Annotated in this window: 27 protein-coding genes and 4 pseudogenes; 12 read left to right on the forward strand and 19 right to left on the reverse strand. The window is 61.4% G+C overall.

Going from position 1 to position 25,896, the window contains the following annotated elements; translation table 11 throughout:
* Nucleotides 1–6: 6 nt before the first annotated feature.
* From BAC01S_RS17660 to BAC01S_RS17685, 6 genes are all read right to left on the reverse strand, one after another.
* Complete coding sequence (locus BAC01S_RS17660) at nt 7–276, reverse strand: HPr family phosphocarrier protein (RefSeq protein WP_027795977.1); 270 nt, start codon at nt 274–276, stop codon at nt 7–9.
* 86 nt (nt 277–362) lie between these two features.
* Entirely contained in the window at nt 363–851 is a 489-nt protein-coding gene (locus BAC01S_RS17665; protein ID WP_027795978.1) for a PTS sugar transporter subunit IIA, read from the reverse strand.
* Between the two features lie 372 nt (nt 852–1,223).
* The gene (gshB, locus tag BAC01S_RS17670) at nt 1,224–2,177 is read right to left on the reverse strand and encodes a glutathione synthase (protein ID WP_027795979.1); all 954 of its coding nucleotides are present in this window, start codon (nt 2,175–2,177) and stop codon (nt 1,224–1,226) included.
* Nucleotides 2,178–2,282: 105 nt separating this feature from the next.
* Complete coding sequence (gene gshA / locus BAC01S_RS17675; RefSeq protein WP_027795980.1) at nt 2,283–3,572, reverse strand: glutamate--cysteine ligase; 1,290 nt, start codon at nt 3,570–3,572, stop codon at nt 2,283–2,285.
* 335 nt (nt 3,573–3,907) lie between these two features.
* Nucleotides 3,908–5,401: an ammonium transporter gene (locus BAC01S_RS17680; RefSeq protein ID WP_027795981.1), complete on the reverse strand. Its 1,494-nt coding sequence runs from the start codon at nt 5,399–5,401 to the stop codon at nt 3,908–3,910.
* A gap of 79 nt (nt 5,402–5,480) precedes the next feature.
* Nucleotides 5,481–5,819 (reverse strand): P-II family nitrogen regulator, encoded by a 339-nt coding sequence (locus tag BAC01S_RS17685; RefSeq protein ID WP_027795982.1) that lies wholly within the window; start codon nt 5,817–5,819, stop codon nt 5,481–5,483.
* Between the two features lie 522 nt (nt 5,820–6,341).
* Here BAC01S_RS17685 and BAC01S_RS17690 point away from each other — a divergent pair.
* The 3 genes and pseudogenes from BAC01S_RS17690 to BAC01S_RS33885 all read left to right on the forward strand — a co-directional run bounded on the left by BAC01S_RS17690 (nt 6,342) and on the right by BAC01S_RS33885 (nt 8,558).
* A complete protein-coding gene (locus BAC01S_RS17690) occupies nt 6,342–6,599 on the forward strand; it encodes an accessory factor UbiK family protein (protein ID WP_027795983.1) in 258 nt (85 codons plus the stop codon).
* A gap of 131 nt (nt 6,600–6,730) precedes the next feature.
* A pseudogene (locus BAC01S_RS31635) lies at nt 6,731–7,687 on the forward strand (YifB family Mg chelatase-like AAA ATPase); the annotation flags it as partial.
* A gap of 640 nt (nt 7,688–8,327) precedes the next feature.
* Nucleotides 8,328–8,558 carry a helix-turn-helix domain-containing protein gene (locus BAC01S_RS33885; protein WP_084168629.1) on the forward strand — a complete coding sequence of 77 codons (231 nt, stop codon included), beginning with the start codon at nt 8,328–8,330 and terminating at the stop codon, nt 8,556–8,558.
* A 727-nt stretch (nt 8,559–9,285) separates the two neighbouring features.
* Here the strand turns inward: BAC01S_RS33885 and BAC01S_RS31640 are convergent.
* The 8 genes and pseudogenes from BAC01S_RS31640 to BAC01S_RS33895 all read right to left on the reverse strand — a co-directional run bounded on the left by BAC01S_RS31640 (nt 9,286) and on the right by BAC01S_RS33895 (nt 15,403).
* Nucleotides 9,286–10,310, reverse strand: a pseudogene (locus tag BAC01S_RS31640) (IS110 family RNA-guided transposase).
* A gap of 155 nt (nt 10,311–10,465) precedes the next feature.
* A complete protein-coding gene (locus BAC01S_RS17705) occupies nt 10,466–10,960 on the reverse strand; it encodes a GNAT family N-acetyltransferase (RefSeq protein WP_043202608.1) in 495 nt (164 codons plus the stop codon).
* Nucleotides 10,957–11,259: a type II toxin-antitoxin system TacA family antitoxin gene (locus BAC01S_RS17710; protein WP_027795985.1), complete on the reverse strand. Its 303-nt coding sequence runs from the start codon at nt 11,257–11,259 to the stop codon at nt 10,957–10,959. Before BAC01S_RS17710 ends, BAC01S_RS17705 begins: the two co-directional genes overlap by 4 nt.
* Nucleotides 11,260–11,618: 359 nt before the next feature.
* The gene (locus BAC01S_RS17715) at nt 11,619–11,918 is read right to left on the reverse strand and encodes a hypothetical protein (protein WP_027795986.1); all 300 of its coding nucleotides are present in this window, start codon (nt 11,916–11,918) and stop codon (nt 11,619–11,621) included.
* 81 nt (nt 11,919–11,999) lie between these two features.
* Nucleotides 12,000–13,235, reverse strand: coding sequence for a chromate efflux transporter (gene chrA / locus BAC01S_RS17720; protein WP_027795987.1), 1,236 nt, complete (start codon nt 13,233–13,235; stop codon nt 12,000–12,002).
* A gap of 398 nt (nt 13,236–13,633) precedes the next feature.
* Nucleotides 13,634–13,828, reverse strand: a complete 195-nt coding sequence (locus BAC01S_RS33890; RefSeq protein ID WP_084168630.1) for a DUF1289 domain-containing protein — start codon at nt 13,826–13,828, stop codon at nt 13,634–13,636.
* 3 nt (nt 13,829–13,831) lie between these two features.
* Nucleotides 13,832–15,121 (reverse strand): CDF family Co(II)/Ni(II) efflux transporter DmeF, encoded by a 1,290-nt coding sequence (dmeF, locus tag BAC01S_RS17725; protein WP_027795988.1) that lies wholly within the window; start codon nt 15,119–15,121, stop codon nt 13,832–13,834.
* 9 nt (nt 15,122–15,130) lie between these two features.
* Nucleotides 15,131–15,403, reverse strand: coding sequence for a metal/formaldehyde-sensitive transcriptional repressor (locus tag BAC01S_RS33895; protein WP_028206235.1), 273 nt, complete (start codon nt 15,401–15,403; stop codon nt 15,131–15,133).
* Nucleotides 15,404–15,590: 187 nt separating this feature from the next.
* On the opposite strand from BAC01S_RS33895, the gene BAC01S_RS17735 reads away from it, so the two are divergent.
* The 5 genes from BAC01S_RS17735 to arsH are packed head-to-tail and all read left to right on the forward strand — an operon-like array spanning nt 15,591 to nt 18,767.
* Nucleotides 15,591–15,914 (forward strand): ArsR/SmtB family transcription factor, encoded by a 324-nt coding sequence (locus BAC01S_RS17735; RefSeq protein WP_027795990.1) that lies wholly within the window; start codon nt 15,591–15,593, stop codon nt 15,912–15,914.
* A gap of 12 nt (nt 15,915–15,926) precedes the next feature.
* Entirely contained in the window at nt 15,927–16,403 is a 477-nt protein-coding gene (locus BAC01S_RS17740) for an ArsI/CadI family heavy metal resistance metalloenzyme (RefSeq protein ID WP_027795991.1), read from the forward strand.
* A 23-nt stretch (nt 16,404–16,426) separates the two neighbouring features.
* Nucleotides 16,427–16,921 (forward strand): arsenate reductase ArsC, encoded by a 495-nt coding sequence (locus BAC01S_RS17745; protein ID WP_027795992.1) that lies wholly within the window; start codon nt 16,427–16,429, stop codon nt 16,919–16,921.
* 22 nt (nt 16,922–16,943) lie between these two features.
* Nucleotides 16,944–18,014 carry an ACR3 family arsenite efflux transporter gene (gene arsB / locus BAC01S_RS17750; RefSeq protein ID WP_027795993.1) on the forward strand — a complete coding sequence of 357 codons (1,071 nt, stop codon included), beginning with the start codon at nt 16,944–16,946 and terminating at the stop codon, nt 18,012–18,014.
* Nucleotides 18,015–18,044: 30 nt separating this feature from the next.
* On the forward strand, nt 18,045–18,767 hold the full coding sequence (gene arsH, locus BAC01S_RS17755) for an arsenical resistance protein ArsH (protein ID WP_027795994.1): 723 nt from the start codon (nt 18,045–18,047) through the stop codon (nt 18,765–18,767).
* A gap of 222 nt (nt 18,768–18,989) precedes the next feature.
* Here arsH and BAC01S_RS33900 read toward each other — a convergent pair whose 3' ends face one another.
* The 4 genes and pseudogenes from BAC01S_RS33900 to BAC01S_RS33910 all read right to left on the reverse strand — a co-directional run.
* Nucleotides 18,990–19,337, reverse strand: coding sequence for a DUF4148 domain-containing protein (locus BAC01S_RS33900; protein WP_084168631.1), 348 nt, complete (start codon nt 19,335–19,337; stop codon nt 18,990–18,992).
* A 28-nt stretch (nt 19,338–19,365) separates the two neighbouring features.
* Nucleotides 19,366–19,677, reverse strand: coding sequence for an H-NS histone family protein (locus BAC01S_RS31645; RefSeq protein ID WP_043202610.1), 312 nt, complete (start codon nt 19,675–19,677; stop codon nt 19,366–19,368).
* 167 nt (nt 19,678–19,844) lie between these two features.
* Nucleotides 19,845–19,973 (reverse strand): annotated as a pseudogene (locus BAC01S_RS35815) (helix-turn-helix domain-containing protein); the annotation flags it as partial.
* A gap of 198 nt (nt 19,974–20,171) precedes the next feature.
* Nucleotides 20,172–20,471, reverse strand: a pseudogene (locus tag BAC01S_RS33910) (transposase); the annotation flags it as partial.
* Nucleotides 20,472–20,679: 208 nt separating this feature from the next.
* Here BAC01S_RS33910 and BAC01S_RS31650 point away from each other — a divergent pair.
* The 4 genes from BAC01S_RS31650 to BAC01S_RS17785 all read left to right on the forward strand — a co-directional run bounded on the left by BAC01S_RS31650 (nt 20,680) and on the right by BAC01S_RS17785 (nt 25,009).
* The gene (locus BAC01S_RS31650) at nt 20,680–21,606 is read left to right on the forward strand and encodes a class I SAM-dependent methyltransferase (protein WP_052408769.1); all 927 of its coding nucleotides are present in this window, start codon (nt 20,680–20,682) and stop codon (nt 21,604–21,606) included.
* Nucleotides 21,607–22,151: 545 nt separating this feature from the next.
* The gene (locus tag BAC01S_RS17775; RefSeq protein ID WP_156954439.1) at nt 22,152–22,640 is read left to right on the forward strand and encodes a hypothetical protein; all 489 of its coding nucleotides are present in this window, start codon (nt 22,152–22,154) and stop codon (nt 22,638–22,640) included.
* Nucleotides 22,641–22,845: 205 nt separating this feature from the next.
* Nucleotides 22,846–23,721 carry a lipid A biosynthesis lauroyl acyltransferase gene (locus BAC01S_RS17780; protein WP_027795997.1) on the forward strand — a complete coding sequence of 292 codons (876 nt, stop codon included), beginning with the start codon at nt 22,846–22,848 and terminating at the stop codon, nt 23,719–23,721.
* Nucleotides 23,722–24,277: 556 nt separating this feature from the next.
* Nucleotides 24,278–25,009 carry a hypothetical protein gene (locus BAC01S_RS17785; RefSeq protein WP_027795998.1) on the forward strand — a complete coding sequence of 244 codons (732 nt, stop codon included), beginning with the start codon at nt 24,278–24,280 and terminating at the stop codon, nt 25,007–25,009.
* Here BAC01S_RS17785 and BAC01S_RS31655 read toward each other — a convergent pair.
* Nucleotides 25,006–25,443: a hypothetical protein gene (locus BAC01S_RS31655; RefSeq protein ID WP_043202614.1), complete on the reverse strand. Its 438-nt coding sequence runs from the start codon at nt 25,441–25,443 to the stop codon at nt 25,006–25,008. The two genes, BAC01S_RS17785 and BAC01S_RS31655, sit on opposite strands and share 4 nt — an antisense overlap.
* Between the last annotated feature and the right edge of the window lie 453 nt (nt 25,444–25,896).

The following is a 25,896-nucleotide window of genomic DNA, read 5'->3' on the forward strand; positions in this document are numbered from 1 at the left end:
CGCGCATCACTGGCCTTCGCCGAACTTGTCGGCAATGAGCTTGAGCAGCGCGCTCATGGCCTCGGTTTCGTCGGGGCCTTCGGTTTCGATGACAACCGTGCTGCCTATGCCCGCGGCCAGCATCATCACGCCCATGATGCTCTTCGCGTTGATCCGGCGGCCGTTGCGGCTCATCCAGATTTCGGACTGAAAGTTGCCGGCCAGCTGGGTCAGCTTCGCAGACGCCCGCGCGTGCAGGCCAAGTTTGTTCACGATGGTCGTTTCTTGTTGCAGCATAGGTTCGATCCGGGCGCTGTGTGTTGGTGTGAGACGGGTTCGGTCAATGGTCGAGGAACAAAAACGAAGTCGCGCTGATGCGAGCGCTATGCGCCGGCCGGTTTCAGCTTGCCCGCCGCGAAGTCGGACGCGGCTTCGGCGCATGGCGTAGGCGCGCAGGCGCACTCCGTTGCTGCGGGCGCAGGCGTGGCCGGGCCGATCGCCTGGATGCCGTTGCTCGCGCCGGCCAGCGCCTTCTCGACGAGGGTTTCGAGCGGCGTCGTCCGGTAGCAGACGGCGCGCACCAGCATCGGCAGGTTCACGCCCGCCAGCACGCGCACCTGCGGTAACGTGGCGAGACGCGAGGCGATGTTCGAAGGCGTCGCGCCGAACATGTCGGTGAGAACGAGCGCGCCGTTTTCCTCGCGCAGCCGCTCGATTTCCGCATTGGCCTGTCTGACGACCTCGGTGGGGTCGCTGTCGGGAAGGACGTCGAGCGCGCCGACGCGCGCCGGACAGCCGCCGTAGATGTGCGCGATGCAGTCGCGTAGGGCGGTGGCTAGCGGTGCGTGCGCGATGATCAGAATGCCTGCCATGTCAGTACTCGCCGGGCCGCCCCAAGGGTACTGACACCCCCTCGGGGGGCAGCGCCCGAAGGGAGCGAGGGGGTTGTTTCATTTCAGCCTGACTGCAAAACGGCTCGGTTGATGGCCGAGCCGATCCCCATGATCGCGTCCGGCAGCGCCGATCCCGAGGCCAGCCGTGGGCCTTCAGGGTCGGAACACACGCCGCGCGGCCGTACCGTAAACGTCTTGTCAGACGCCCGCCGGCCTACCCGGAACGCGGGTTCGCGGCATTGTAGCAGGGTCATTTTCGCGCGGGCGAAGAGCTTTTGCTCGCGCGATGGCCATAGCGCCGCGGCCCCGCTACCCCATTCCATTGGTTAGATGTTGGCGGGCGCGCCCGATTCAAGCCGCCGCGCGTTCCAGCGCATCGACGAACATCGCCGCCACGTCGAAGCCGGTCTGGTCCATGATCTCGCGAAAGCAGGTCGGGCTCGTGACGTTCACTTCGGTGAGCCAGTCGCCGATCGCGTCGAGCCCCACCAGCAGCAAGCCGCGCGCCGCCAGCACGGGCGCGAGCGTCTTCGCGATCTCCATGTCGCGGGCGGTGAGCGGCTGCGCACGGCCAAGGCCGCCCGCCGCCAGGTTGCCGCGCACTTCGTTGCCCTGAGGAATGCGCGCGAGCGAGTACGGCACCGGCTCGCCGCCGATCAGCAGGATGCGCTTGTCGCCTTCCTTGATCTCGGGGATGAACTTCTGCGCCATCACGCTGCGCGCGCCGTCGTGGCTCAGCATCTCGATGATCGAGCCGAGGTTCATGCCGTCCGGCTTCACGCGGAACACGCCCATGCCGCCCATGCCGTCGAGCGGCTTGAGGATCACATCCTGGTGCTCTTCATGGAACGCGCGCAGGCCCGCCGCGCTGCGCGTGACGAGCGTGGGTGCGACGAACTGCGGAAACTCGCCGATCGCGAGCTTCTCCGAATGATCGCGAATCGACTGCGGGCGGTTGAAGATCTTCGCGCCCGCGCGCTCGGCGATTTCGAGCAGCCACGTGGACGTCACGTACTCCATGTCGAACGGCGGGTCCTTGCGCATGATGACCGCGTCGAAGCCGGTCAGCTCACGCGACGCGTTCTGCGCGACGAACCATTCCTCGCGATGCAGGTTCGCCAGCTCGCCGACGATCTCGAAGCGCCGCACGTCTGCTTCCACCCTGCCGTTCACCCAGGCGAGGTGCTGCGGCTCGCACGCGTGGAGCGTGTGGCCGCGCCGCGCGGCCTCGGCCATCATCGCGTAGGTCGAGTCCTTGTAGATCTTGAACCGCTCGAGCGGATCGGCGATGAAAAGAATGTCCATGTCGTCCCTGCTGCGCCCTCGAACGGGCGCCGTTTATCCGTTATGCGAAAGATCCGCGCGAAAGCACAAAGGCGGGCACGAAAGCGGGCATAAAGCCCGCCCGCGTCACACCTGGATCGCCTCGGGGTCGGTCTTTTCCAGCTCGACCGACGCCGCGAGCAGCCCGAGCCGCGCCACCACGCCGTACATGTAGAAGCGGTTCGGCGGCGCCGCGCCCGGCTTCGCGCGCGTGTCGGGCAGCGCCGTGTGCTCGAAGCCGAGCGGCACGAAGTGCATGCCCGGCGCGTTCAGGTTCTGGTCGCGCTCGCGGCTGCCGTGCGCGCGGTAGAAGCCGCCCACCACGTAGCGGTCGATCATGTAGACCACGGGCTCGGCCACTTCGTCGCCGATGCGCTCGAACGTATAGACGCCTTCCTGCACGATCACGTCATGCACTTCGAGGCCGCCCTTCGTCGCCGACATCTTCGCACGTTCGCGCTTCGTGAGCGCGGCGACCTCCGAGGCGTCGTGCACGGTCATCACGCCGCGGCCGTCGGTGCCCGCATCGGACTTGATGACGACATAGGGCTTTTCGGTGATGCCGTACTCGCGATACTTCTTCGCGATCTTCTTGAGCACGGTGTCGATAGCCGTGGCGAGCGCCTCCTCGCCGATACGCGCTTCGAAATCCACGCCTTCCACGTGTGCGAAGTACGGATTGATCATCCACGGGTCGACGCCCACCATCTTCGCGAACTTCTTCGCGACGTCGTCATAACACGAGAAATGGGTGGACTTGCGGCGCACCGCCCAGCCCGCGTGCAGCGGCGGCAGCACATACTGCTCGTGCAGGTTCTCGAGCACGGGCGGAATGCCGGCGGAAAGGTCGTTGTTCAGAAGAATCGAGCACGGGTCGAAGTTCTTCAGGCCCACGCGGCGCGCCGTGCGCTCGAGCGGCTCCACGACGATCTTCTGGCCGTCCGCGAGCGGGATGGTGACCGGCCCGGCGATGTTTTCGTCCAGCGTGCCGAAGCGCACGTTCAGGCCCGCCTGGCGCATGATCGTCGCGAGCCGCGCGACGTTCTCCAGATAGAACGCATTGCGCGTGTGCTGCTCGGGAATCACGAGCAGGTTCTTCGCGTCGGGGCAGATTTTCTCGATCGCGGCCATCGCGGCCTGCACGGCGAGCGGCAGCACTTCCTCCGGCAGGCAGTTGAACGCGCCGGGGAAAAGATTGGTGTCGACCGGCGCGAGCTTGAAGCCGGCGTTGCGCAGATCCGCCGAGCAATAGAACGGCGGCGTGTGCTCCTGCCATTCGAGGCGGAACCAGCGTTCGATGGCCGGCGTCGCGTCGAGGATGCGCTGCTCCAGCTCGAGGAGCGGCCCGTTCAACGCCGTAACCAGATGCGGGACCATAAAGTCGTACTCGCGGACTAAGAAATTGCAGGAAAAGAAGAATTGCAGGGAAAGCGGGAGTCTATCTGGGGACGATTCTGCCCGATGCAAGACGGCTTATCCCTTACGCACCAGAGGGTTAATCGGCATGCCCCGGCCGGTCCGCGCCCTTGCCTTCGGCATTCCATTCTGGACCGCGCGAGCCCGCGTGCGCAATGGGCGCGCCCGCCTACCGCCTTCGCTGCGCGCCAAAAAGAAAAAGGCCCGCCGGAAAGGCGGGCCGAACTCGTTGCGCTGTTGGCAGACTGCTATACCCCGCAGGAGACGCTCCGGCCATGCCGGAAGCGTCCAGATCGTTATTCCACGCGCTCGCCGTGGAGAATCACGTCGAGGCCTTCGCGCTCTTCTTCTTCCGTGACGCGCAGGCCCATCACCATGTCGATGACCTTCAGCAGAATGAAGCTCACCACGCCGCTGTAGATCAGCGTCGTCAGGACGCCCTTGCATTGCAGGAGCACGCTGGCATCCTGCCCGCTGATGTCCTTGACCGCGAACACGCCGGTCAGGATCGCGCCGATGATGCCGCCGATACCATGCACGCCGAACGCGTCGAGCGAATCGTCGTAGCCGAACTTGTGCTTGAGCCACGTGGCCGACCAGAAGCAGACCACGCCCGCCACCACGCCGATCACGATCGCCCCCATCACGCCGACGAAACCCGAAGCCGGCGTGACCGCCACGAGACCCGCGACGGCGCCCGAGGCGATGCCGAGCACCGAAGGCTTGCCCTTGGCGATCCACTCCGCGAACATCCAGCCGAGCGCCGCGCAGGCGGTGGCGACTTGCGTCGTCAGCATCGCGAAACCGGCACGGCCGTCGGCTGCGACTGCCGAACCCGCGTTGAAGCCGAACCAGCCCACCCACAGCATGGCCGCGCCCATCAGCGTGAGGACGAGGTTGTGCGGCGCCATCACTTCGCGGCCGTAGCCGACACGCTTGCCGAGCACGAGGCAGCACACGAGACCGGCGATGCCTGCGTTGATGTGCACCACCGTGCCGCCTGCGAAGTCGAGGATGCCGGCGGCCGCGAGCCAGCCGGTCGGTTCCCAGACCATGTGCGCGATCGGCGAGTAGACGATGATCGACCACAGCGACATGAACACGAGCATGGCCGAGAACTTCATGCGGTCGGCGAACGCACCCGTGATCAGCGCCGGCGTGATGATCGCGAACGTCATCTGATAGACGAAGTACACGGTCTCCGGAATGGTCGGCGCGAGGTGGCTCACGGTGAGCGTCACGCCCTTGTCGCCGTGGATGTAGTTCATGCCGGCGAGGAAGACGCGCGAGAAGCCGCCGATGAACGCGCCGCCCGGCGTGAAGGCGAGGGAGTAGCCCACCACCGTCCAGATCACCGTGACGACGCAGGTGATCGCGAAGCTCTGCATGAGCGTCGCGAGCACGTTCTTCTTGCGGACCATGCCGCCGTAGAAGAGCGCGAGACCCGGGATCGTCATGAACAGCACGAGCGCCGTGGAGGTCAGCATCCAGGCGGTGTCGCCGGAGTTGATCTTCGACGCGTCGACGGAGAACGGCGCCGTGGGAGCGGCCGGCGCAGCGGCGGCGGCCGATGCGTCGGCGGGGGCGCTGGCCGCGGTGGCGGCCGATGCGTCGGCGGCGGGTGCCGAAGCCGCCGGGGCCGCCGTGGCGGCGGAAGCGTCCGGCGCGGACGCAGCGGCGGCGGGCGCCGATGCGGCGGCCGGCGCGGAAGCGTCGTCCGCCAGGGCGGCGCCGACGCCGCCGGCCAGCAGCGAGCCGGCCATCAGCAAGGACATCAAAAGTTTGCGCATCTCGGTTTCCTCTTGTCTCTTTGTCGGCCAGAGCCGGCGCTTTAGGCGCCCTGACTCCGGTCCATGCATCAAAGTGCCATCACAGCGCGTCTGCGCCGGTCTCGCCGGTGCGGATGCGGATCACTTGTTCGATCGGCGTCACGAAGATCTTGCCGTCGCCGATCTTGCCGGTGCGGGCGGCGCGCTCGATCGCCTCGATGGCCTGCTCGACGATGTCGTCCGAAACGGCGGCCTCGATCTTCACCTTCGGCAGAAAGTCGACGACGTACTCCGCGCCGCGATACAGCTCCGTATGGCCCTTCTGGCGACCAAACCCCTTCACCTCGGTCACGGTGATCCCCGAGACGCCTATGGCCGACAACGCCTCGCGCGCCTCATCGAGCTTGAACGGCTTGATGATTGCTGTAATGAGTTTCATGTAGTCCTCGCTGTGGTTGCTCCAATCCTTTGTTCGCATATGCAACGGGCGCCGGGCGGGCGGGTCACGCGCAGCCGGCGCACCGCAAGCCAACCGCTGTTCGGTGCGCGGGGCAGTATTAGCAACACCCGTGCCAATCCGAATGAAGCCGCCTCCGACAACTTCGTGGCAGGAATCGCGCAAGACGGGGACAATGCCGGTCCGCGTGGCCGACAGGCCCGGTGCGCGGGCCCTGGCCGGATGGCCAATGCGGCGTGCGCGCGGTGGCGAGGGGCCGGGAACGTTGCTAGAGTGTCTTCAGGCTGTGCGGCTGCGAAGGCCATTCAACGGGCCGCAGCGCAACACCGGGGCGTTCGTGCAAGGGCGCGCGAATCGCCGCGCGGGGCCATCTGCGGCGGTACGCACCAGACACGCTCACGGGCATCGGCGGCAACGGGCCGGCGCACCAAGTTCGCTCATGACCGGACGCAAAGCACAGGTGAAATGAAATCTGCACAGGTTTTGTGCAAAGAGGGGAATCGAATGAAGCAACCGAACGACGTATTCAACGATCTGCAGAGCCGCGTGAGCGAGCTGCTCAAGAACTCGCCCGCGCGCGATGTCGAACGCAATGTGCGCGCAATGCTTTCGCAAGGCTTTTCGAAGCTGGAACTCGTGACGCGGGAGGAATTCGACGCGCAGACCCAGGTGCTCGTGCGCACGCGCCAGCGCCTTGAAGAGCTGGAACGCCGCGTGGCCGAACTGGAGCAGAAGCTGCCCGTCACTGGCCAGTCCTCCTGAACATCGGGTGCGCGCACTCACTGCAAGCGAGCCGTAGCGCGGCCGCAATGGAGCCGTAAAGAGGCACAAGCCTCATCCGCCTGGCGCATGCGGGATCTACCTGTTCGCGGCGCCGTCTTTCGGAGAATCCCATGTCGCTTGCCGTGGTGCGCAGTCGCGCGCCGGCTGCCGGCCGCGCGCCGGAAGTCACCGTCGAGGTTCATCTCGCCAACGGGCTGCCATCGTTTTCCATCGTCGGCCTGCCCGATCTCGAAGTCCGCGAAAGCCGCGAACGCGTGCGCGCCGCGCTCCAGAACTGCGGCTTCGATTTCCCGGTGCGCCGCATCACCGTCAACCTCGCACCGGCCGACCTTCCTAAGGAATCCGGACGATTCGACCTGCCGATCGCGCTAGGCATCCTGGCCGCGAGCGGACAGCTTCCCGCCGGCTCGCTCGGCCACCGCGAGTTCGCGGGCGAGCTCTCGCTCACCGGCGCCGTGCGCCCCATGCGCGGTGCCTTCGCCATGGCATGCGGCACGGCGCGCGCGCGGCAGGACGACGCCGACCGTCCCGCGGGCAAGTCGCCCGAACTCTATCTGCCCGCGCAAAACGCCACGGAGGCCGCGCTCGTGCCCGGCGTCGACGTGTTCGGCGCCGCCGACCTGCGCTCGCTGTGCGCGCATCTCGCGGGTGAGGAAGGCGCGCGGCTGGCGCCGGTGCGCGCGAGCCTCCTGGATCCGGCCGGCCATGCCGCGCCGCCGCCCGACATGGCGGACGTGATCGGCCAGCGGGGCGCGCGACGGGCGCTCGAAGTCGCGGCCGCGGGCGGACATCATCTGCTGATGGTCGGACCGCCAGGCGCGGGCAAATCGATGCTCGCGGCGCGCTTGCCCGGTTTGCTGCCGCCCATGACAGACGCGGAGGCCCTGGCCTCGGCCGCGCTGCTCTCCGCGAGCCCGGTCGGCTTCTCGCCGCAGCGGTGGCGACAGCGGCCGTTTCGCGCTCCGCATCATTCGTCGAGCGCGGCGGCGCTGGTAGGCGGACGCAACCCGCCGCAGCCCGGCGAAATCACGCTCGCGCATCTGGGCGTGCTTTTTCTCGACGAGCTTAGGCTTAGGTGTGGTGCAGTTTGTCTGTCCTTCGAAATATTTCTCTTCGATCGGAGGGGGTGCCGGGGGAGGACGTCTACCAAACCTGTGGATTACTTCCACGGCACTGGCTCAGTAGCGAGCCTCGTTTAGCAAGCTAAAGACGACAGTTTGCTTGTCAAACGGAAGGATTTCGTCCACCGGCCAAGGCTCAAGCGCGTCCCATCGCCCATCTACGCGCATGTACCGGTGCTGGGCCGGTAACCAACGAGGCGTTATTCGACGAAGTTCAACCAACGGTTCCAGACGCGGCGTTCCGCCATGTCCAAACAGGGACAGGTGGCTTACGGATTCCACGCGACTGCCCGGCGCAGTGGCAAGTTCCAAGAACTTCTCTACTCCCGCCACAAAAGCAAATCGAAATTCCTCGGAAGAGAGGTTCAATGACAACGCTATCAGAAATATCGGCTCAGCACTTGTCGCGGTCGTGCAGTTCCAGGGATGGAAGGGTCTTGCCAGTCGATCGGCGCAGGCGTCTTGTATCCGCCAATCCTCATGCGTAAGAAACATATCGTTCAACCAAGTCGTAATACTGAAGAGGTCGACGATTGTGACTTAAAAGCTACTGACGGAAAAGCACCCAAAACCCAACATTGCGCGGATGTCGGTTTCCGCGCCCAGTTCACCATCGATCTCCGCCAGACAGCAACTCGCGTCCAGCTTGCGCCGCCTTCGCGCCGAGCGTGGTTGGTCACAAGAAGAACTTGCTGCTCGCTGCGCCTTAGACAGATCCTTCCTCGCTCACGTCGAGCGTGGCGCACGAAACATCTCAATCGACAATATCGAAAAGCTGGCGCACGCGCTCGATGTGAGGATAGCGGACCTTTTCTGATCGGTCTGGGCGGGTGGGCCCAATGGGCACGACCTTTATCAGGGCGCCCGTATGGTCGGATGTGGGTCGTTTGCAGGGTTCGCTCTCGGCCCGGGTTCGGCCTGGAGCGGTTGTGTGCCGCAATGTTCCATGGCCGTCCGCGCGGCAGATTTCCCCAAACGGCGGACAACGCAACCAAGGAGCTGTTTGTTACCGGGTCTGAGGCTGGGACGTCGAATTGAGATGCACACCATGCACGGGCAGCACGCTGTTGGGAGAGCGTTATCGCTTGACGACCATAGGCTCTACACACTTGCTTGGGCAAGCATGACTATCCTACATGCCCACTTTAGTATATAAGGGTTTCCGGATTTTTCTGTGGGTGGAACTGATTGCGTAAGGTTTCGTCCCAAACCGGGGCGCAATCGTGTTCCGCGCGAGGTAGAGCGTACTGTCACGCCCCAACCTCGCACACCAAAGAAATCTATGGTCAGCCTGACTTTTGCAAGCGGGACAGTGTTGGCATAAATTGGACGTGCGCAAATCTATCCGGGGTCGACGTGGGAACAGGTTCCCGCCCCATGATGAGAGTCGCGCCGGGCAAACCTCAAAAAAACCTCAGCGTCTAGCGCTGTTTTATTGGTCAGGTTGCTTGCCCGGCCGTTGAGTCGTTTATGTCGTCACGTATCTCGCGTCGCAAAACCAGGAAGTGACTGGGTAAAAACGGGAACGTAAGCGGCGCAGCGCGTCAGGCTGCGGCAACAGCCTGTTCGCCTTGGTAGTGTGTCCCTCTGGCGAGGATGGCCCAGGCGATCCTCGCCAATTTGTTGGCCAAAGCGCAGGCGACCACGTTGGAGTGCCGTCGACCCAGAAGGCTGCGCACCCACGCCCCCAACTGGTCGTGGCGTCGTTCGATGTGTTGCATGATGGCCCGCGCGCATTGCACCAACAGCCGCCGCAGATTCTTGTCTCCTCGCTTGCTGATGCCCAGCAGCGTTGGCTTGCCGCCGGTACTGTACTGGCGCGGGACCAGCCCGACAGACGCCGCGAACTGGCGCGCCGAAGCGAACTGCCGGGCATCGCCCAATTCGGTGGTCAACACGCTGGCTGTGATGGGGCCGATGCCGGGAATCTCCAGCAGCCGCTGGCTGCGCTCGTCCTCCCGCAGTTGCAGCGTCAGCTCGCGTTCTATCTCGGCGATTTGCTCATCCAGGTACTTGAAGTGAACCTGCAGCCGTTCGAGCAGCGCGATGAGCCGCGGGGGAAGATCGTGTTCTGCCAGTACGGCCGGCAACCGGCCGATGACGGCAGGCCCCCTGGACAGACTCACACCGAACTCGAGCAGAAACGCGTGGATCTGATTGACCGTGCCGGTGCGCTCACGCACCAGGGCCTCGCGCACGCGGTGCAAGGCCGAGAGGGTTTGTTGGGTCTCGTTGCGCGGACTCACGAAACGCATGCTCGGGCGCGATGCGGCTTCGCAGATCGCCTGGGCATCGGCGAAATCGTTCTTGTTGCCGGGCAGGAAAGGTTTGACGAACTGCGGCGAAATCAGCTTGGCCTGATGCCCCAGCGCCTCGATTCGCCTGGCGACCCGTGCGCCCCTGCGCACGCTTCCATGACCACCGTGCAGTGAGGAACATTGCCCAGCAGCGTCAGCATCTGGCCACGCGTGAGCTTCTTGCGGAACACCATACGGCCTGATGCATCCTGCGCGTGCAAATGGAAGCAATGCTTGCCAAGATCGATTCCGATCAACGAGACGGTGGCCATGATGATCCCCCAAAAAGGAAACAGCCCAATCAGCGTAAGCCGATCGGGCTGTTTCGGTCAGGCTGACCATCTTATTAAAACCCGTCGTCCTCCACAAGGGAGATACGGCGGGCGGGTATTGCGGGTTGATCGATTGCCGAAGCGTGGCGAAGTGCTTACAGAAGCGTAGCGCGCAAATCCGTTAAGCCGATCATGAGTGTCATCGGATCAAGAGGAGAAACCTCGAATGCCAGTTTCATGTAAAACTGCCGAGCGCGCTCAGTCAAAGCATGGGCGAGCATACCGCGAACGCCAATGATGTCGGCCGCCTGCAACACACGCAAGGCAGCATCACGCATCATGTCCGAAGCGATTCCCTGACCTTGCCAATCCCGGTCAACCGCAATCCTGGCGAGGATCACGACCGGCACGGGATCGGGCATATTGCGCCGGATTCGCCCCGTGGCATCAACGCTGCTCACGGAGCCCGAAGCCAGCGCGTAATAGCCAATGACACGAGATGCATCACAAACGACGTATGTACGCGTCGCACCGCTCTGCTGGTTCTTCAGCGCCCTGCGTCGCAACCAATCGTTAAGAGACGGCTCTAGCGAATCGAATGCCGAGACTTCGTGTTGAGCGGTGAGAGGTTCCGGTGCTTTTAATCTCACGCATCGCGCTCCCAAGCTGGCGCTCGATTCATGAGACGAATCAAACGTTCATTAGGAGATGGGGGCGCATCAAGGCGCTCCAGAAACGCCTGAAACGCCTCGGGAGAGACCTGGAAAAGCACCGAGTCAAGAAGCGCCTCTTCCGCCGCAGACCGCGACGCGTTCAGTATGAACTCGGTTCGGGTTTGCCCTTTCGACTCCGCAGCGCGATCGATGATCTGCCGCGTTTCCAAAGGGATACGGATGTTAAGCGGCTCCCGGACTTCATTTTTGGGTGCAGACTTTTGAGTATTGGTCATCACAAGATCCTCCACGAATGAAAGCATTATAGTGCATCGTAACGACAATGTATATACGATATATGTGTTCGAGTTTGCCTAATGCGAGGAAGATATGCCGAACACGGTCGTGTACTGGTGTCGAGAGACGTTTCAGCGAAGCCTAACCTTACGGTCACCCACAGCAGAATCCGGATACCCGTATATAAAACTGCGGCGAAGCTACGATTCGGGACAAAATTAAGGACCAAGGTATGGCATCGAGGAGCGGATCCGCCGGGGGTAGAGCAGAGGCGGCAGGCGGAGGCTATGAAACCCTGGTTGCCGCCTGGTATTGCGTTCGTATTCTGCTCGGCCGTCTCGCACACCCACTATTTGACCTACCTCCGAACACCCGTCTGCTTGTCTTGCGCTCCCAGAGCGGAGAAGACGTCGACGACATAAACTGCCGGACGAGCGACGATGGCGTCGTCCTCGTACAGGTGAAGCGTACCGTCGGACTGACCACTGGCGAAACATCGCCCCTGGCAAAGGCCTTGGATCAGTTTGTCCGCCAGCAGAAGGCGGCAGCCGAACACCTGTCCGACGCGGTTCTTGGACGCCCCCTTGATCCTGCGCGCGACCGGCTTGTCCTCGCGACTATCGACCCGTCGCTGCCCGTCGAGTCGGTGCAGTTCCAACGGCAGGTATCGGCTTACAAGGGTCGTCTGTGGGGGCGGCGGGGCTTGCGCCTGATCTGCGAGCGCAGAGGTTCGGGCAGATCACTTCAGTACGGCCTCGGCAATGCCAGCCAGCGCACAGATCATGACGGCTGCAAGCGGCGGAATCTTCCAGCGCGTCAACATGAAAAAGCCAATCGTTGCGATGGCAAAGTCGATCCCGGAATGGATTGCACTGGTCCAAACCGGCGAGTAAAAGGCTGTTGCCAGCAGCCCGACGACCGTTGCGTTTACACCCGAAAGGACGGCCGCCATTGACGGGCGGGCTCGTAGTGCTTGCCAGTACGGAAGCGCAGCAACAACGAGCAGCAGCCCTGGCAGAAAAATACCTGCGGTGGCAAGCAGCGCCCCGGCCCAGTGATTCGGCTTCGCCGCCATAATCCAGCCTAGAAAGGCGGCGAATGTGAAAAGGGGGCCTGGAACTGCCTGGGCGGCGCCATAACCAGCGAGAAAGTCATTCGACGATACCCAGCCCGTTGCCACTGTTTGCTGCTGCAGGAGCGGCAGTACGACATGACCGCCGCCGAAGACGAGCGCGCCGGAGCGATAGAAGCCTTCGAAAACGCTGATGGCATGGCCAGCGCCCAGGTGTGCCAGTACAGGAAGCCCAAAGAGCAATACACAGAACAGTACCAGCGCTATAGCTCCCGCTGTGCGGGAGACACGGAATTCATGAGCGTGTTGCCGAATGCCGACCGTGCCTGCCGATACCGACGCCTGGCAAAATACGAAGCCGATTGCTGCGCCAAGGGTGATCACGATGAGTTGTGCGTACACGGTCGTCAGGACACTGAGAACGGCTAGTGCAGCAAGCGCGATGGCGGCGCGGCGGTGATCCGGACACAGGCGCCGGGCCATGTCCCACACCGCTTGCGCCACAACAGCGACAGCGACGAGTTTCAGACCATGAATCAGCCCCTCGCCGACCGGCCCACCCAGGCTCGGTGCAATTGCCGCGAAAGCGAGCAGCAGGAAGACCGAGGGCAGCGTGAACCCACACCAGGCGGCAAGCCCGCCGAGCCAACCTGCCCTGAGCAGACCAACGGAAAATCCAACCTGGCTACTGGCTGGTCCAGGAAGAAACTGGCATAGGCCGACCAGGTCCGTGAACGTCTCGTCATCGATCCATCGACGACGCTCGACGAACTCTCGGCGGAAGTATCCAATGTGCGCTATCGGGCCACCGAAACAAGTCACTCCCAGCCTGAGAAAGACCGCAAAAACTTCAGCCGCGGTGCCGCTTTGGGCCCGGCTTGATGAGGTCATGCCAGTTTCCATACGGTCCTGAAATTCAGTGATTGCGGCTTGCTGCGACTGATCATTCGTCAGTCGGGCCGCGTTCAAACGGTTCTCCATGTATCCATCACCACCGGTGGACAGCACGATAACCGCGTCTTATAACATCGCCGCTGACCACACACCTCAGGATCTTACCGGCACGCCTGCGGGCTGACGACACAACATCAACGGCGCGAAACGACGGGCTGTTTTCTGGTCACTGCCGACATATGAACCCGCGGTCATCGGTGTATCTGAACTGCGGCTTGTGTCCGACCCGTCCACGACACGCAATCGGACCCGCTTCTGCCATTGACCAGACACCCTCGAACAGACCGGGGTAAGCCGCGAAGCGGATGCCCAAGCGCTGTCGGCACTCACGCCCGCGACTTGAGGTTTCAACCGGAGCCGTCCGTTCGCCCCTGCGTCATCTTCGCTCGTCGCCGGGACTTCTCATTCAGGATCTGGTGTCGCCGATAGTCCGTCAGCTTCTTCCAGCTGCGGATTTCGTCACGCGTCCGAAAGCAGCCGATGCAAAGTCCGGTTTTGCCATCGAACGCGCATACATCGATGCAAGGCGATTTGAGTGCCATCGGTCAGGCGACGGCGGGCGTGGGATTCACTTCGACCGTCACATGCGACAGTCCTTTAAAACGCTTTAGTGCTGAGCGGTAGAAGCCCGGATTGCGCTGTACTTCACGGGTAGCCACCGAAACGATCGCGCTCATGTGCCCCGGACCGACGCGCCAGACATGGAGATCCAGTACGGTGTCGCCGTTGTCTTCGATGACATGACGGACGTTCTCGGCCATACGCTTGTCCAGATTCATGTCGAGCAGAATGCGACCCGTATCGCGCATCAGGCCCCACGACCAGTTCGCAATCACCAGTGCGCCGATTATGCCCGCAACCGGGTCCATCCAGACCCAGCCAAACGCACGCGCCAACAGCAGGCCGATGATCGCCAGCACGGATACTGCCGCGTCGGCAATGACGTGAATGTAGGCAGAGCGGATGTTGTGGTCACGGTTAGCGGCCGCCTGTGCATCGTCGTGATGGTGCTCGTGCTCCTCGAACTCGATCTGATGTTCACCATCGGGCAGGCGGACAACCGCCCTGAATGCGTGTGGCTCGGGAATGTCATCCTTCGACTCCAGATAGCCACCGCGATCAGCAAACGCGAAGGTCTGGTGCGTGCCGTCGAGGCGGATCGTCGTAACTGAAACAGCATTGGCGTTCGGTTTCAAGGAAGCGGTTTCAGGCGTAATGCGAAAAACAGGCGGTACGCCGTCTTCAAAGACAGACAAGGCGAATACGCCCGCGCTGCCGACGATGCGATGCACCTCGTCCCCGTGACCGTGTTCGTCTTCATGACCATGATCGTGACCGTGGCTATGCCCATGACCATGACTGTGGCCATGGTGGTCGCCACTCAGCAGCCAGACGCTCGCAAGATTGACCAGCAGACCCAGTATCGCGATGGGAATCGCCTGACTGAAGTGGATGGGCACGGGCGAGAGAAAGCGCGAGACGGCTTCGTACCCGATCAGCAGCGCGATCATGGTGAGCACGATGGCGCTGGTAAAGCCGGCGAGGTCGCCCAGCTTGCCGGTACCGAACACGAAGCGGTTGTCGCTCGCGTGCCTGCGGGCGTAGGTGTACGCCAAAGCGGCGATCAGCATCGCCCCGGCATGGGTCGACATGTGCAGGCCATCCGCGACGAGCGCCAGCGAGCCAAATAGACTGCCGCCGACAATCTCCGCCACCATCATCGCGCTGCACAGCGCAATCACCATCCAGGTCCTGCGCTCGTTGTCTTCATGGGCAGCACCCAGAAAGATGTGATCGTGCCCCGCACCGAAAGCGGAGTCTTCAAAGTTGCTCATGGTTTCCTCTTACTTGAAGTAGCTGTGGACTACCTCGATCAACTGCTCGGTTCCGCTGCCGTGCTCGTCATCCGGCTCTGCGTCGACGAGATGCGTTCGAATGTGGTCTTCAAGAACCACGGCAAGCAGTCCGTTCATCGCGCCACGGCTACTGGTGATGAGTTGAAGCACATCCATGCAGCCGCGTTCCTCTTCAAGTGCGCGCTCGATGGCTTCAACCTGTCCCTTGATGCGACGAACACGGTTGAGCAGCTTCTGTTTTTCGCGAATCGTATGGCTCACGGCTGACCCCTGAATACGGTAGGGGGCTATATTAACCTGGATAGGGTACGGGGGTATAGGTTTGCGTTGAGCTGAATGAGTTTAGAACGCGGCAAGTGCGACGCCGAGACCGGACCGTAGCCGTCATTGCCCCGGTGAGCTACCGCAGCGGCTTGCTTCCCTACAACATTTCAACTATACTGGAAATATGGAAGATAAAGACGTTATCCGCGCCCTTGCGGCGCTCGCCCACGAGCTACGCCTGCGTGTATTTCGCATGCTGGTCGTCGCTGGTCCAACCGGCTTGACGCCGGGCGCCATGGCGGAACAGCTCGATGTTCCGAACGCGACGCTCTCCTTTCACCTGAAGGAGCTGATGCACGCGGGGCTCGTCACGCAGGAGCGCGATGGGCGCAACCTGATTTATCGGGCCGCCTATGACCAGATGAGCGCGGTGCTTGGCTTTCTGACCGAAAACTGCTGCCAGGGGCAACCTTGCCTTGAGCCAGGCGCGGACTCATGCAAATGCTGAAGGAGAGCCACCATGAAGCGGTTTCACATCCACGTCCACGTTGGCGACCTCGCAGCCAGTATCGCGTTCTATTCGAAGCTGTTCGCCGCAGAACCGGCGCGCGTGGAGCCGGATTACGCGAAATGGATGCTGGACGATCCACGCGTGAACTTTGCGATTTCAACGCGCGGCACGAAGGCCGGTGTGGACCACCTCGGCTTCCAGGTTGACGATGCGGCTGAGCTTGCCGAACTCGCAAAGCGGGCTGAGGCCGCGGACATGGCCCTGCTCGATCAGGGCGAAACCACCTGCTGCTATGCGCGCAGCGACAAGCACTGGGTTCTCGATCCGCAGGGTATTGCCTGGGAACACTTTCATACGCTCGACGGCGCTCCGGTATATGGCGAGAGCAGGCAGGCATCGCCGTCGGCAGCGGCAACGTCCTGCTGTGCTCCAGGCGGGAAACCCGTTGGCATTCCTGTGAAACCTGCCGGTTCGGCGTGTTGCTGATCACGCTGCCCGCTGACAAGACCATGACCACGAACGTACTCATTCTCTGCACGCACAATTCCGCGCGCAGTGTGCTCTCAGAGGGCATGCTGAACCACTGGGCGAAGAAGCTCGGCAAGGACGTCCGCGCGTACAGCGCGGGCAGCGCCCCGAGCGGACGCATTAATCCGTTCGCGCTCGAAGCGCTGACGAGCGCCGGTATTGATACGGAAGGCTATCGCAGCAAAAGCTGGGATGAATTCGCGCAGGACGGTGCACCCGAGATGCGCATCGTCATCACAGTCTGCGACAGCGCTGCGGCCGAACAGTGTCCGTTCTGGCCGGGCAGCCCTGTCAAGGTCCACTGGGGCTACGCCGATCCGTCGAACGCGCCGGGCGGCGATGAAGGCAAGCGGCACGCATTCGAACTCACGCGCGAAGCGATCGGCTACCGCATGCTGCAACTGCTCACGCTCCCACTCGAAAGTCTGGACAACACCGAGCTGCAGCAGGCGCTAAACGACATCCTTCAGAGCTGAATCCTCTCCATCAAGTCACCCCATGAACACCCCCAATGTTGCCGCTTCGGGGAAGTCGGCCGCGAAACCGGCCATCAGCTTCTTTGAGCGATACCTGACCGTCTGGGTCGCGCTGTGTATCGTCTCCGGCATTCTGCTTGGGCAAGTCCTGCCTGGGGTCTTCCAGGCTATCGGCCGGATGGAATATGCGCACGTCAATCTGTCGGTCGGCCTGCTGATCTGGGTGATGATCATCCCGATGCTCGTCAAGGTCGACTTCGGTTCGCTGCATGAGGTGCGTCAGCACGTTAAGGGCATCGGCGTTACGCTCGTCGTGAACTGGCTGATCAAACCGTTCTCGATGGCATTGCTCGCATGGCTCTTCATCAAGCACCTGTTCGCGCCGATGCTGCCTGCAGAGCAACTCGACAGTTACGTCGCGGGCCTGATCCTGCTTGCCGCCGCGCCCTGTACGGCGATGGTCTTTGTCTGGAGCCGGCTGACCGGTGGCGATCCGCTGTTCACGCTTTCCCAGGTCGCGCTGAACGACAGCATCATGGTGGTCGCCTTTGCGCCGCTGGTCGGCCTGCTGCTCGGCATTTCCGCGATCGCGGTGCCGTGGGCGACGCTGCTCACGTCCGTCGTACTCTACATCGTGATTCCGGTCATCCTTGCGCAGATCCTGCGCCGGGTGCTCCTTGCCAGGGGACAGGCGGCGTTCGATGCCGCGATGGCAAAGATCGGCCCATGGTCCATCACCGCGTTGCTGGCGACGCTGGTGCTGCTCTTCGCGTTCCAGGGCGAGGCCATCCTGAAGCAGCCGCTCGTCATCGTGCTGCTCGCCGTGCCGATCCTGATCCAGGTGTTTTTCAATTCGGCGCTCGCCTACGGGCTCAATCGCGTGGTTGGCGAAAAGCACAACATTGCCTGCCCCTCAGCGCTGATTGGCGCGTCGAACTTCTTCGAACTGGCTGTCGCCACGGCAATCGGCCTGTTCGGATTCAACTCAGGGGCCGCGCTCGCGACGGTCGTGGGCGTGCTGATCGAGGTGCCGGTCATGCTGCTCGTGGTGCGCATCGTCAACCGCTCAAAGGACTGGTACGAGTGCGCCTGAGGAATACAGAAATGATCACAGAGGGCAAACGTGTCCGATTTCACGACTGACCTCCCGCAGGTGGACCCGGCGCTGTTTCGCGTGCCCGATATCAATCGCCTGCAGCCTGCAAAGGCGTCGCCGCATCCGCCGCGTATCCTGCTGCTCTATGGTTCGCTGCGCGACCGCTCGTTCAGCCGCCTGTTGAGTGAAGAAGCCGCACGCCTGCTCACGGCGATGGGCGCCGAAGTGCGCACATTCAATCCGAGCGGCCTGCCGCTGCCGGACGACGCGCCGGACAGCCATCCCAAGGTTGCCGAGCTACGCGAGCTGGTGCTGTGGTCGGAAGGCATGGTCTGGTGCTCGCCGGAGCGGCACGGCGCGATGACCGGCATCATGAAGGCGCAGATCGACTGGATTCCGCTTTCGGTCGGGGCGGTGCGGCCGACCCAGGGCAAGACGCTCGCCGTGATGCAGGTCAGCGGCGGCTCGCAGTCGTTCAACGCCGTCAACCAGATGCGCGTGCTCGGACGCTGGATGCGCATGCTGACCATCCCCAACCAGTCGTCGGTGGCCAAGGCCTTCATGGAGTTCGACGAAGCCGGCCGCATGAAACCTTCAGCCTATTTCGACCGCGTCGTTGACGTGATTGAGGAACTGGTCAAATTCACGCTGCTGACGCGCGACATCGGTCCGTACCTCGTAGACCGGTACAGCGAACGCAAGGAGAGCGCCGAGGAACTGATGAAGCGCGTAAACCAAGCCAGTATCTGACGCCATGGCGTCCGAAGACAGTGGCGGTGCGGACGTTCGAATGTCGGCCTGAGAGTACGGGCCAATGTCTGGAACTGGCCGGTCACCGCCCGACGACGAAGCGCAGCGATCTCCTCTGGCGTAGATATCATGCGATGCGCATTAACCGGAAAGACAACTGCCGGCCGCCCTGCGCAGCAGTCAGCGGCAAGGGACTGACCGCTCTACCTTTGGCCAAATCTTTCAATAAGCTGGTGTTTCAGGTGGCTCCGTGGCTTCTGAGCCCCGTTGAGCCTGTGGGCACTCCGTTTTAAACCAGTAGTCGACCTGCCGTTCTGCCGCCTGGATATCCTCTGGGTAGTAAGGGTCGTCACTCCATGGTGACGGGTCGTAGCCTGCTTTCCTCAGGGCGGAGAGCTCGCTCTGGTGTTCCGCCATCGTCGGCGGCGCGTTGCTCCTGAGCGCTGCCAGATCGTGGCACTCCGTTGGGCTCAGATGCGGCCCGCTTTGTGACGCAGTGCCAGCGGCACACCCGGTCAGCAGCAGCGCCAGCGCAGTCAACGTCGAGTGACTTCTCAGGAAGTTCTCCATGGCCGATACCCGCGTGCGTGGACAACCTTCACACTTTGATTTTACTGAGCGCAGTGCCCGATGTTTTCACGAGGAAGCGCGAACGATCCGGCGACTCCGTGATCCACCGCGGCGGCCTGCCCCGACCAGACCACTCATTCCCGGTCGCGGGGTCCCGATATTTCGCCGCAAGCCCGGGCGACGCCGCGGGACGGCCGCGTATCTCGTCGAGCGTAATCCGGTGGGCCGACATCTTGCGCATGATTTCCTCGAGAACATTTTCGCGCTCAATCTTAAACGCGGCCTGAAGCTGTTCCTCGAGATGCTCTCGCTCGGCAAGCAGTTCCTTGTAACTCGACATATCCTTCGATTGTTTGTGCCCAAAGGGCCGTAGTGTAGCCTGGGTGGAAGGACGCACGGCGCTAGCGGCGAACTGACTTCATTAAGCCACGCGCGCTCGGGCGTCTTTTTCAGCGCCGTGAGCGCGGCGGAAGTCTCGTGATAACCCACGCACTCCTGACGCTGATACCAGGCGTCCGTGCGAAGCCTGAGCATGTGGTTGTACGCAAAGCGAGCGCAACCGAACGTCCGGGCAAGAATCACTTCTTGCCCAGGCGTCGGATAGAACCGGAATCGGTACGCGCGCTTAATGTCCATGTCTCACAAAGTAACATGGTTTTGTGTGAGGCCCCTATAACAAGGTAGCCTTTAGCAAGCGGGAGAAGGGCACGCTTTGCGCGCCGCGCTATCCATCCCCGGCCTGAAGGCCAAGGCTTTCCGCGCAAATCCGATGAAATCGGCGTTGATCCGCGGCCGCGACTGCTCCCACACTTTCAGGTAAGCGCCGGGGCTGGTCTTCGTGAAGACGGTCGGCACACAGACCTCGTCATCCATGCTCAAGCCGATAAACCAGCGAAACAGCAACTTGTATTGCACTTGCTCCGAGAGCTGACGCTCCGAGCGGACGCTGTAAAGGATCTGGATCAGCATGATTCGCAGGAACTTCTCCGGTGCGATGCTCGGTCGCCCACCCTCGATGTCGGCCTCGTACATCCCGGCAAATAACCGCTCCACCTTCGCCAGGGCTTCATTTGCCATCACGCGGATCGAACGCAACGGATGCAACTTCGGAACGAAGTGGTACCGCTTGCGCATGGTCTCCAGGGGCAACCGAGGGCCTTCCACCAACGCTTCAGGGGCCTGCTGCGATGACGTTACCGCAGGTGCTTCAGCAGCCTGTTAAGGCTGCCATAAGGTCTGGCCGATATAGTCCAGATCTGCAAACGACCTTCGCTTCGTTTCGGTACTGAATCGGATCGGCCTATCCAGCGAATTTTCAGGCATTCCAGCGGACCCGCAATCGATGAACCCCACGCGAGTAGACGAACAACCTGACCTCTGGGCCAATTGGCTTTTGCGCGACCGGTTTGCCGGCGATCCGGCACACGAGCGCATTTTCCGCGCAGATATCAGCCGATATGCCGATCGCGTCCTCGACGGTGCAAGGCTTGAGGCCGGAATGACGCTTGTCGACGTTGGTGCTGGCGATGGCCTCGTTGCGTTTCGAGCGATAGACCGCGTCGGCCCTTCCCTGCATACGATTCTGATTGACATTTCCGATGCGTTGCTTCAACACGCCGAAGCCACTGCGACCCAATGCGGGATCCGGGGGCAGTGCACCTTTACCCGATGTTCCGCCGAGGTGCTGGAGGGAATCGCGGACGCAAGCGTCGATGCTGTTGCCACTCGAGCGGTACTGGCCTATCTACCCGACAAACTCGCTGTGCTGCGGGAGTTTTACCGGGTCGTGAAACCCGGCGGCCGAATTTCCATCGCCGAGCCCATCTGCCGTGACGACGCGCTCGACGTCCTCGCCTTGAAGAAGGTTGTCGACGCGCTTCCCGCCGGCACGGACGACCACATTTCCCGTCTGCTTTACCGTTGGAAACTCACGCATCTTCCCGGCACTGAGGAAGAAATTGCGGCAAATCCGGTCACCAACTACAACGAACGCGATCTGGTTCGATATGCCATGGATGCCGGGTTTACCGACATCCACATGGAATTTCATATCGACGTCGGTCCTTCGCCGACCACGTCGTGGGAAGTCCTGCTGAAGAATCCGCCATTTCCGTGGGCGCCGCCCCTTGAAGAATTGCTTCGCAGCACGTTCACGAAGGTAGAAGGGGAGCAAATAGAGCAGGCATTACGTCCGCTCCTCACGTCAGGCCGGCAATCCTTCGCGATACGCACTGCATTCCTGAGTGCGACAAAGCCAGTTGAATCATAGCAACTGCGCCGCAGCAGACTCCCAAATGCGAAGGCGATCTCGGCTCGTCATCTGGTAGCGTGTCTAGGCGATAAGCAATTCTGACGAAGCCGGCGGTCTGCGCGGGGATTGCATTCCGTCCACGCCGGGCGGTGTCAACGCAAAGCTGGTGGCAAGTTGAGCAAGCCAGGACTGCCGTGCGCCAGTGGAGCATCGGCGCCATTGAACCAAACAGGGCGACAGTACGTTTTGTCATGACGCATGCCACCTTGCGGATCGACGAGTCAATAGCAAGCCTCAATATCGTGGACTGACACCAATGCCGAGACAGTCCCGATTCGATGCGCCAGTCTTCATAACGGTCTGGTCAGAGTTTGGTGGGCGCGCGGACGGGGCCGCCCGCAAAAGCCCGGCGAGGAGATTTCTGAATATAAGATGGGTGGTCCGCGGAAATTGTCTATGTGAGCGCCAACATGAACGATGGGGCTGTAAGAAAACAATAGCGTGATTGTAGGGCGTGGCTCAGCCTCCCTTAAGCTCCCGGTGTTATTGTCGAATGGCATGCGTTGGCGAAAGTCATTTTGCCAATGCACTTTTCGAACGGGGAGTTGCTGTCGGGATTTGGGCGGCGCCGCCTGGTCGTCGAACAAGCATCAGGAAAAGTATCCGTGCGCTACGACAAGAGTACCAGGTTGATTCGCATTTTCCGCACCCATCTTTTCGTGGCTTCGCTTGCGGCGATTTGCATCCAATTGATCATCTTCCTCGTCTCGGCGACGATTTCGAATGAGTCGGCAGAATTTCAACCACCCGAGGCGTTCAGGCTTTATGCTATTTCCCTGATCGTGGCCTCGGTCGTGTGGGTAAAGATCGTTGCCAGACGTGCCTTTGATCGTGCTTTAGCAAACCGGGACGCGGCTTTTTACAGCGGTGCCGTACCCACTGTATCTGTTTCAAAGGACTGCAGGTTGCGCAGGCTTGTCCTGCTCCATGTCAACCTTTCTGGTTGGTCAAGCGAGCCGGTCGGGCGGCACACGAGGGTCGGCCGGGACTAGGTGGGTTTTCGTGGCAGTGCCTTCGACGAAATTGTCCGGACCAGTTGCGTCCGTTCAGTCGTCTTGCACTCGATAAATATTCGATTCGGTTGTGGCATGTCGAACTCGAGCGAAAGCACGGGAATGCAACAGCGACGGACAGGAGGCTCGTCCGCGTCGTATATGACCTAGCGTTCGGAACTTTGGCATCCATAGGGGACGGGCTTTGAAACATTTCAATCGTGCGCTTATCGTGACGTTGCTGCGCACACTTTCCGTGCTTCCCTATGGCTTCGTCGCGCGGCTCGGAGTGGGCGTCGGGACGGCGTTGTATGCGCTGCCGAGCCGCCGCAAGCACATCGTCCATGTGAACCTGCAACTCTGCTTCCCGGAGAAGAGCGGCGGTGAGCGTCGGGCACTCGCGAGAGCTCATTTTCGCCATGTTGTTCGCAGCTATCTTGAGCGAGGCATTCAGTGGTTTGGCAATGCCCAGTCGATGCGGGACATCGTGCAAATCGAGAGCAGGATCGATCTTGATGACGAAGTTGCACCACCCACCATCTTCATGGGCTTTCACTTTGTAGGCATTGAGGTGGGCTGCATGCTCTACTCAACCCGCTACCCTGTGGCCTCACTGTACACACGTATGTCGAACACGGTCTTATGCGATGTGGCCAGGCGGCAACGTGGTCGGTTCGGCGCCGAAATGATTGAACGCGCGACCAGTGCACGAAAGATTGTTGGCTTGCTGCGTTCCGGTAAGCCCGTCATGCTTGCAGCGGACATGGACCACGGTGTCGACGGTTCGGTCTTTGTGCCCTTTTTCGATGTTCCCGCGTGCACACTCACGGCTGTTTCGCGGCTGGCGAGACTGGGCGGCGCGCGGGTTGTACCGTTCGTGACGGAGGTGCTTCCGAAGTATCAGGGGTACAAGCTGACAATTTTCGAAGCACTTGCAGATTTCCCGTCGGGGAATGACGAGGTCGACGCGCGACGCATGAATGCGTTTCTCGAGGAGCAGATCATTAGGTTTCCAGAGCAGTATTACTGGGTGCATCGACGTTTCAAGCACCGACCAGCGGGGATGGATTCGGTATATTGATAGCTATGCAGAAGGATTTTTCGGGACCTGTTAAGCTCCGGTAGTGGTTGTTTATCTCATAACTCCGGTGTCGACACCTCCGAGCGCACCATGGGCGGGCTAGTAGCAGGGTGCATTGCCCTAATAGTGCGTGAACCATGGTTCGTTGTGGCAGTAGTCATATCTATAGCCTTGCTCCCGTGCGCATACCCGCCCGTAGCTTTGATGCCCCGCCGCAACGGAAGAGTTCGCACACTCTGCGTTTCTCCTTCCTGATTAAAGAGTTGGGACAGTCCCGTTTCTCGACGAATGATGACGTTCATTTAATGTCAATCAGTCGAACCTCGGGTATGACGGTGCGACAGCCACAGAGTGGCGGCGCACGACGCAGCAACGACAGCGGGTGCGGCCCGCTTCACGCTTTAGAAGGCGATCGGTCCATGTTCTCCAAAATACGTCCGATCAACCCGCAATCACGCGACGCACGAACCAGATGATATAAATTGGAGGACGTGCGGTCGGCGCCGTGCTCCGGTGGCTGTGCGTCAATCCATTTCCTTATTGCCAGAGTACCATCATGGTTAACGTGAAAATCAGGCTACTTCAACCTCGTCTGTCGCCGCGACGCACACGAATTGAAGTCCCCGGCTGGGGCGGAACAAAAGAGCCGCGGCGCAATGGCGCGCATGAGCAGGGTTGGCATTGCTTACCATTCGTGGAGGGCGCGCAGTACGGGATTGAACTCTTCTATCCTCACGACCGTGAGGTTCGCGTCAGCCGCCGTGATGGTCAATTTGCCTTCGAGGGGGGCGGTGATCCTAACCCCGAAACTGGAATGAACTGGCCACCATTTCGCCCTTTCGGCGAAGGTTACTATACCTATCAATTACTCCTGGACGTCAAGGTGCCGGAGGGCTATGCAGTGCGTACGGAACCGCATCCGCGTTTCTACCTCAGCGAGGCCGGCGACGTACCGCTTGCGGTGCCGGCACTGCTACGTACTTCGTGGTGGCCGATGATCAATTTTGTCGTGTTCAAGGCACCGCCACCGGGTGGGGTACACGTGTTCCGTCCGGGCGAACCATTCATGCAACTCTGTGTTGTGCCTGCCGAGCCAGAAGTCACGCTGGAGGCCATGAACGCAGAGGAGGCGGCCGAGCGGGAAATGCAATCAAGGCGAATTCACGCCAGCCGGGATACGTTGGGCCGGGACACGCAGTGGACTTCGTCGACAAATACAGTTTTTGATGGTACCTACCGCAGGATTCTTGGTGCCGCCAAGGCTCGGGACCGGGCAACGGAGGATTAATCGCCGTAGATTTGCACCCCGATACCGGGAGGCACGATCACCGCGTTGTTGTGGTGATGATGGTAGTAGGGCGGCGGCGGCGGAGGGGTGTAGTACACGGGCGGCGGCGGATAGTACTCGGGTGCCGGCGCGTAATAACCGTGGTGGTGATGGTGATGGTGATGGTGATGATGGTGATGGTGATGTTCGCCCCCACGGTCCCATTGCACCTGTTCCAACTCGGGTGACGTTCTGTGCGATTGCTGAGCCAGTTCCGCATTGTGGGCTTTGAGCGTTTCAACGGCGTTCGGAATGGGTTGAAGCAGGTCGGAATAGGACGCCGCGGACAAGGGTGCCTGCGGTGCGGCGACATCGGCCGCCGCGTGTGCGCCCGCACTTCCCAGGGTGGCAAGGCCGGCCAGTGTCCCAAGCAGCCCTGCGATCTTGCGTTCCATCTGACGCTCCTTTGTTGGAATAAGTTCAGCTTCCTGGCAGAAAGGTAAGCCAGGCAAATGCGCGACTACACGCGCCGCGCGACGGATGCTCTCCAGGGGCCCTTTGTTGCATTGAGCGAGAGGTTAGTGTCGGGAGGCACCTAGCCTGTAGGAAAATTCTAACCACGGGGCTGCTCGTCGTGTGTCCAATATCCTTTAAATATGTAAGTACCGGTAACGCAGTACCGACAATCAGATTAATTTGAAGATATGTGAAGTCGGGGAGTCGCCCCCAAACAGTCGGACCGTTGTGTAGTACCATCGAATTCCGACGCTCCAGGTTCACGCAGGTTCCCAGTTTCCGACAGGGCATTCCGGACAACCTTGAAGTGAGGTGCGAGTCCGGAGCGAAATGCAACCGGCAGTGGTCGTTATGACGCGCACGCTGTAATGACCCACGCAATGAATCGAGAA

This window comes from Paraburkholderia acidipaludis NBRC 101816 (assembly GCF_000684975.1).
Classification (GTDB): domain Bacteria; phylum Pseudomonadota; class Gammaproteobacteria; order Burkholderiales; family Burkholderiaceae; genus Paraburkholderia; species Paraburkholderia acidipaludis.

Excerpts from the sequence above, each read along its gene's own strand:
- BAC01S_RS17660 (WP_027795977.1), bottom strand. The coding sequence starts at position 276 with ATGCTGCAACAAGAAACGACCATCGTGAACAAACTTGGCCTGCACGCG.
- BAC01S_RS17665 (WP_027795978.1), bottom strand. The coding sequence starts at position 851 with ATGGCAGGCATTCTGATCATCGCGCACGCACCGCTAGCCACCGCCCTA.
- gshB (WP_027795979.1), bottom strand. The coding sequence starts at position 2,177 with ATGGACATTCTTTTCATCGCCGATCCGCTCGAGCGGTTCAAGATCTAC.
- gshA (WP_027795980.1), bottom strand. The coding sequence starts at position 3,572 with ATGGTCCCGCATCTGGTTACGGCGTTGAACGGGCCGCTCCTCGAGCTG.
- BAC01S_RS17680 (WP_027795981.1), bottom strand. The coding sequence starts at position 5,401 with ATGCGCAAACTTTTGATGTCCTTGCTGATGGCCGGCTCGCTGCTGGCC.
- BAC01S_RS17685 (WP_027795982.1), bottom strand. The coding sequence starts at position 5,819 with ATGAAACTCATTACAGCAATCATCAAGCCGTTCAAGCTCGATGAGGCG.
- BAC01S_RS17690 (WP_027795983.1), top strand. The coding sequence starts at position 6,342 with ATGAAGCAACCGAACGACGTATTCAACGATCTGCAGAGCCGCGTGAGC.
- BAC01S_RS33885 (WP_084168629.1), top strand. The coding sequence starts at position 8,328 with ATGTCGGTTTCCGCGCCCAGTTCACCATCGATCTCCGCCAGACAGCAA.
- BAC01S_RS17710 (WP_027795985.1), bottom strand. The coding sequence starts at position 11,259 with ATGACCAATACTCAAAAGTCTGCACCCAAAAATGAAGTCCGGGAGCCG.
- chrA (WP_027795987.1), bottom strand. The coding sequence starts at position 13,235 with ATGGAAACTGGCATGACCTCATCAAGCCGGGCCCAAAGCGGCACCGCG.
- BAC01S_RS33890 (WP_084168630.1), bottom strand. The coding sequence starts at position 13,828 with ATGGCACTCAAATCGCCTTGCATCGATGTATGCGCGTTCGATGGCAAA.
- dmeF (WP_027795988.1), bottom strand. The coding sequence starts at position 15,121 with ATGAGCAACTTTGAAGACTCCGCTTTCGGTGCGGGGCACGATCACATC.
- BAC01S_RS17735 (WP_027795990.1), top strand. The coding sequence starts at position 15,591 with ATGGAAGATAAAGACGTTATCCGCGCCCTTGCGGCGCTCGCCCACGAG.
- BAC01S_RS17740 (WP_027795991.1), top strand. The coding sequence starts at position 15,927 with ATGAAGCGGTTTCACATCCACGTCCACGTTGGCGACCTCGCAGCCAGT.
- BAC01S_RS17745 (WP_027795992.1), top strand. The coding sequence starts at position 16,427 with ATGACCACGAACGTACTCATTCTCTGCACGCACAATTCCGCGCGCAGT.
- arsB (WP_027795993.1), top strand. The coding sequence starts at position 16,944 with ATGAACACCCCCAATGTTGCCGCTTCGGGGAAGTCGGCCGCGAAACCG.
- BAC01S_RS33900 (WP_084168631.1), bottom strand. The coding sequence starts at position 19,337 with ATGGAGAACTTCCTGAGAAGTCACTCGACGTTGACTGCGCTGGCGCTG.
- BAC01S_RS31645 (WP_043202610.1), bottom strand. The coding sequence starts at position 19,677 with ATGTCGAGTTACAAGGAACTGCTTGCCGAGCGAGAGCATCTCGAGGAA.
- BAC01S_RS31650 (WP_052408769.1), top strand. The coding sequence starts at position 20,680 with ATGAACCCCACGCGAGTAGACGAACAACCTGACCTCTGGGCCAATTGG.
- BAC01S_RS17785 (WP_027795998.1), top strand. The coding sequence starts at position 24,278 with ATGGTTAACGTGAAAATCAGGCTACTTCAACCTCGTCTGTCGCCGCGA.
- BAC01S_RS31655 (WP_043202614.1), bottom strand. The coding sequence starts at position 25,443 with ATGGAACGCAAGATCGCAGGGCTGCTTGGGACACTGGCCGGCCTTGCC.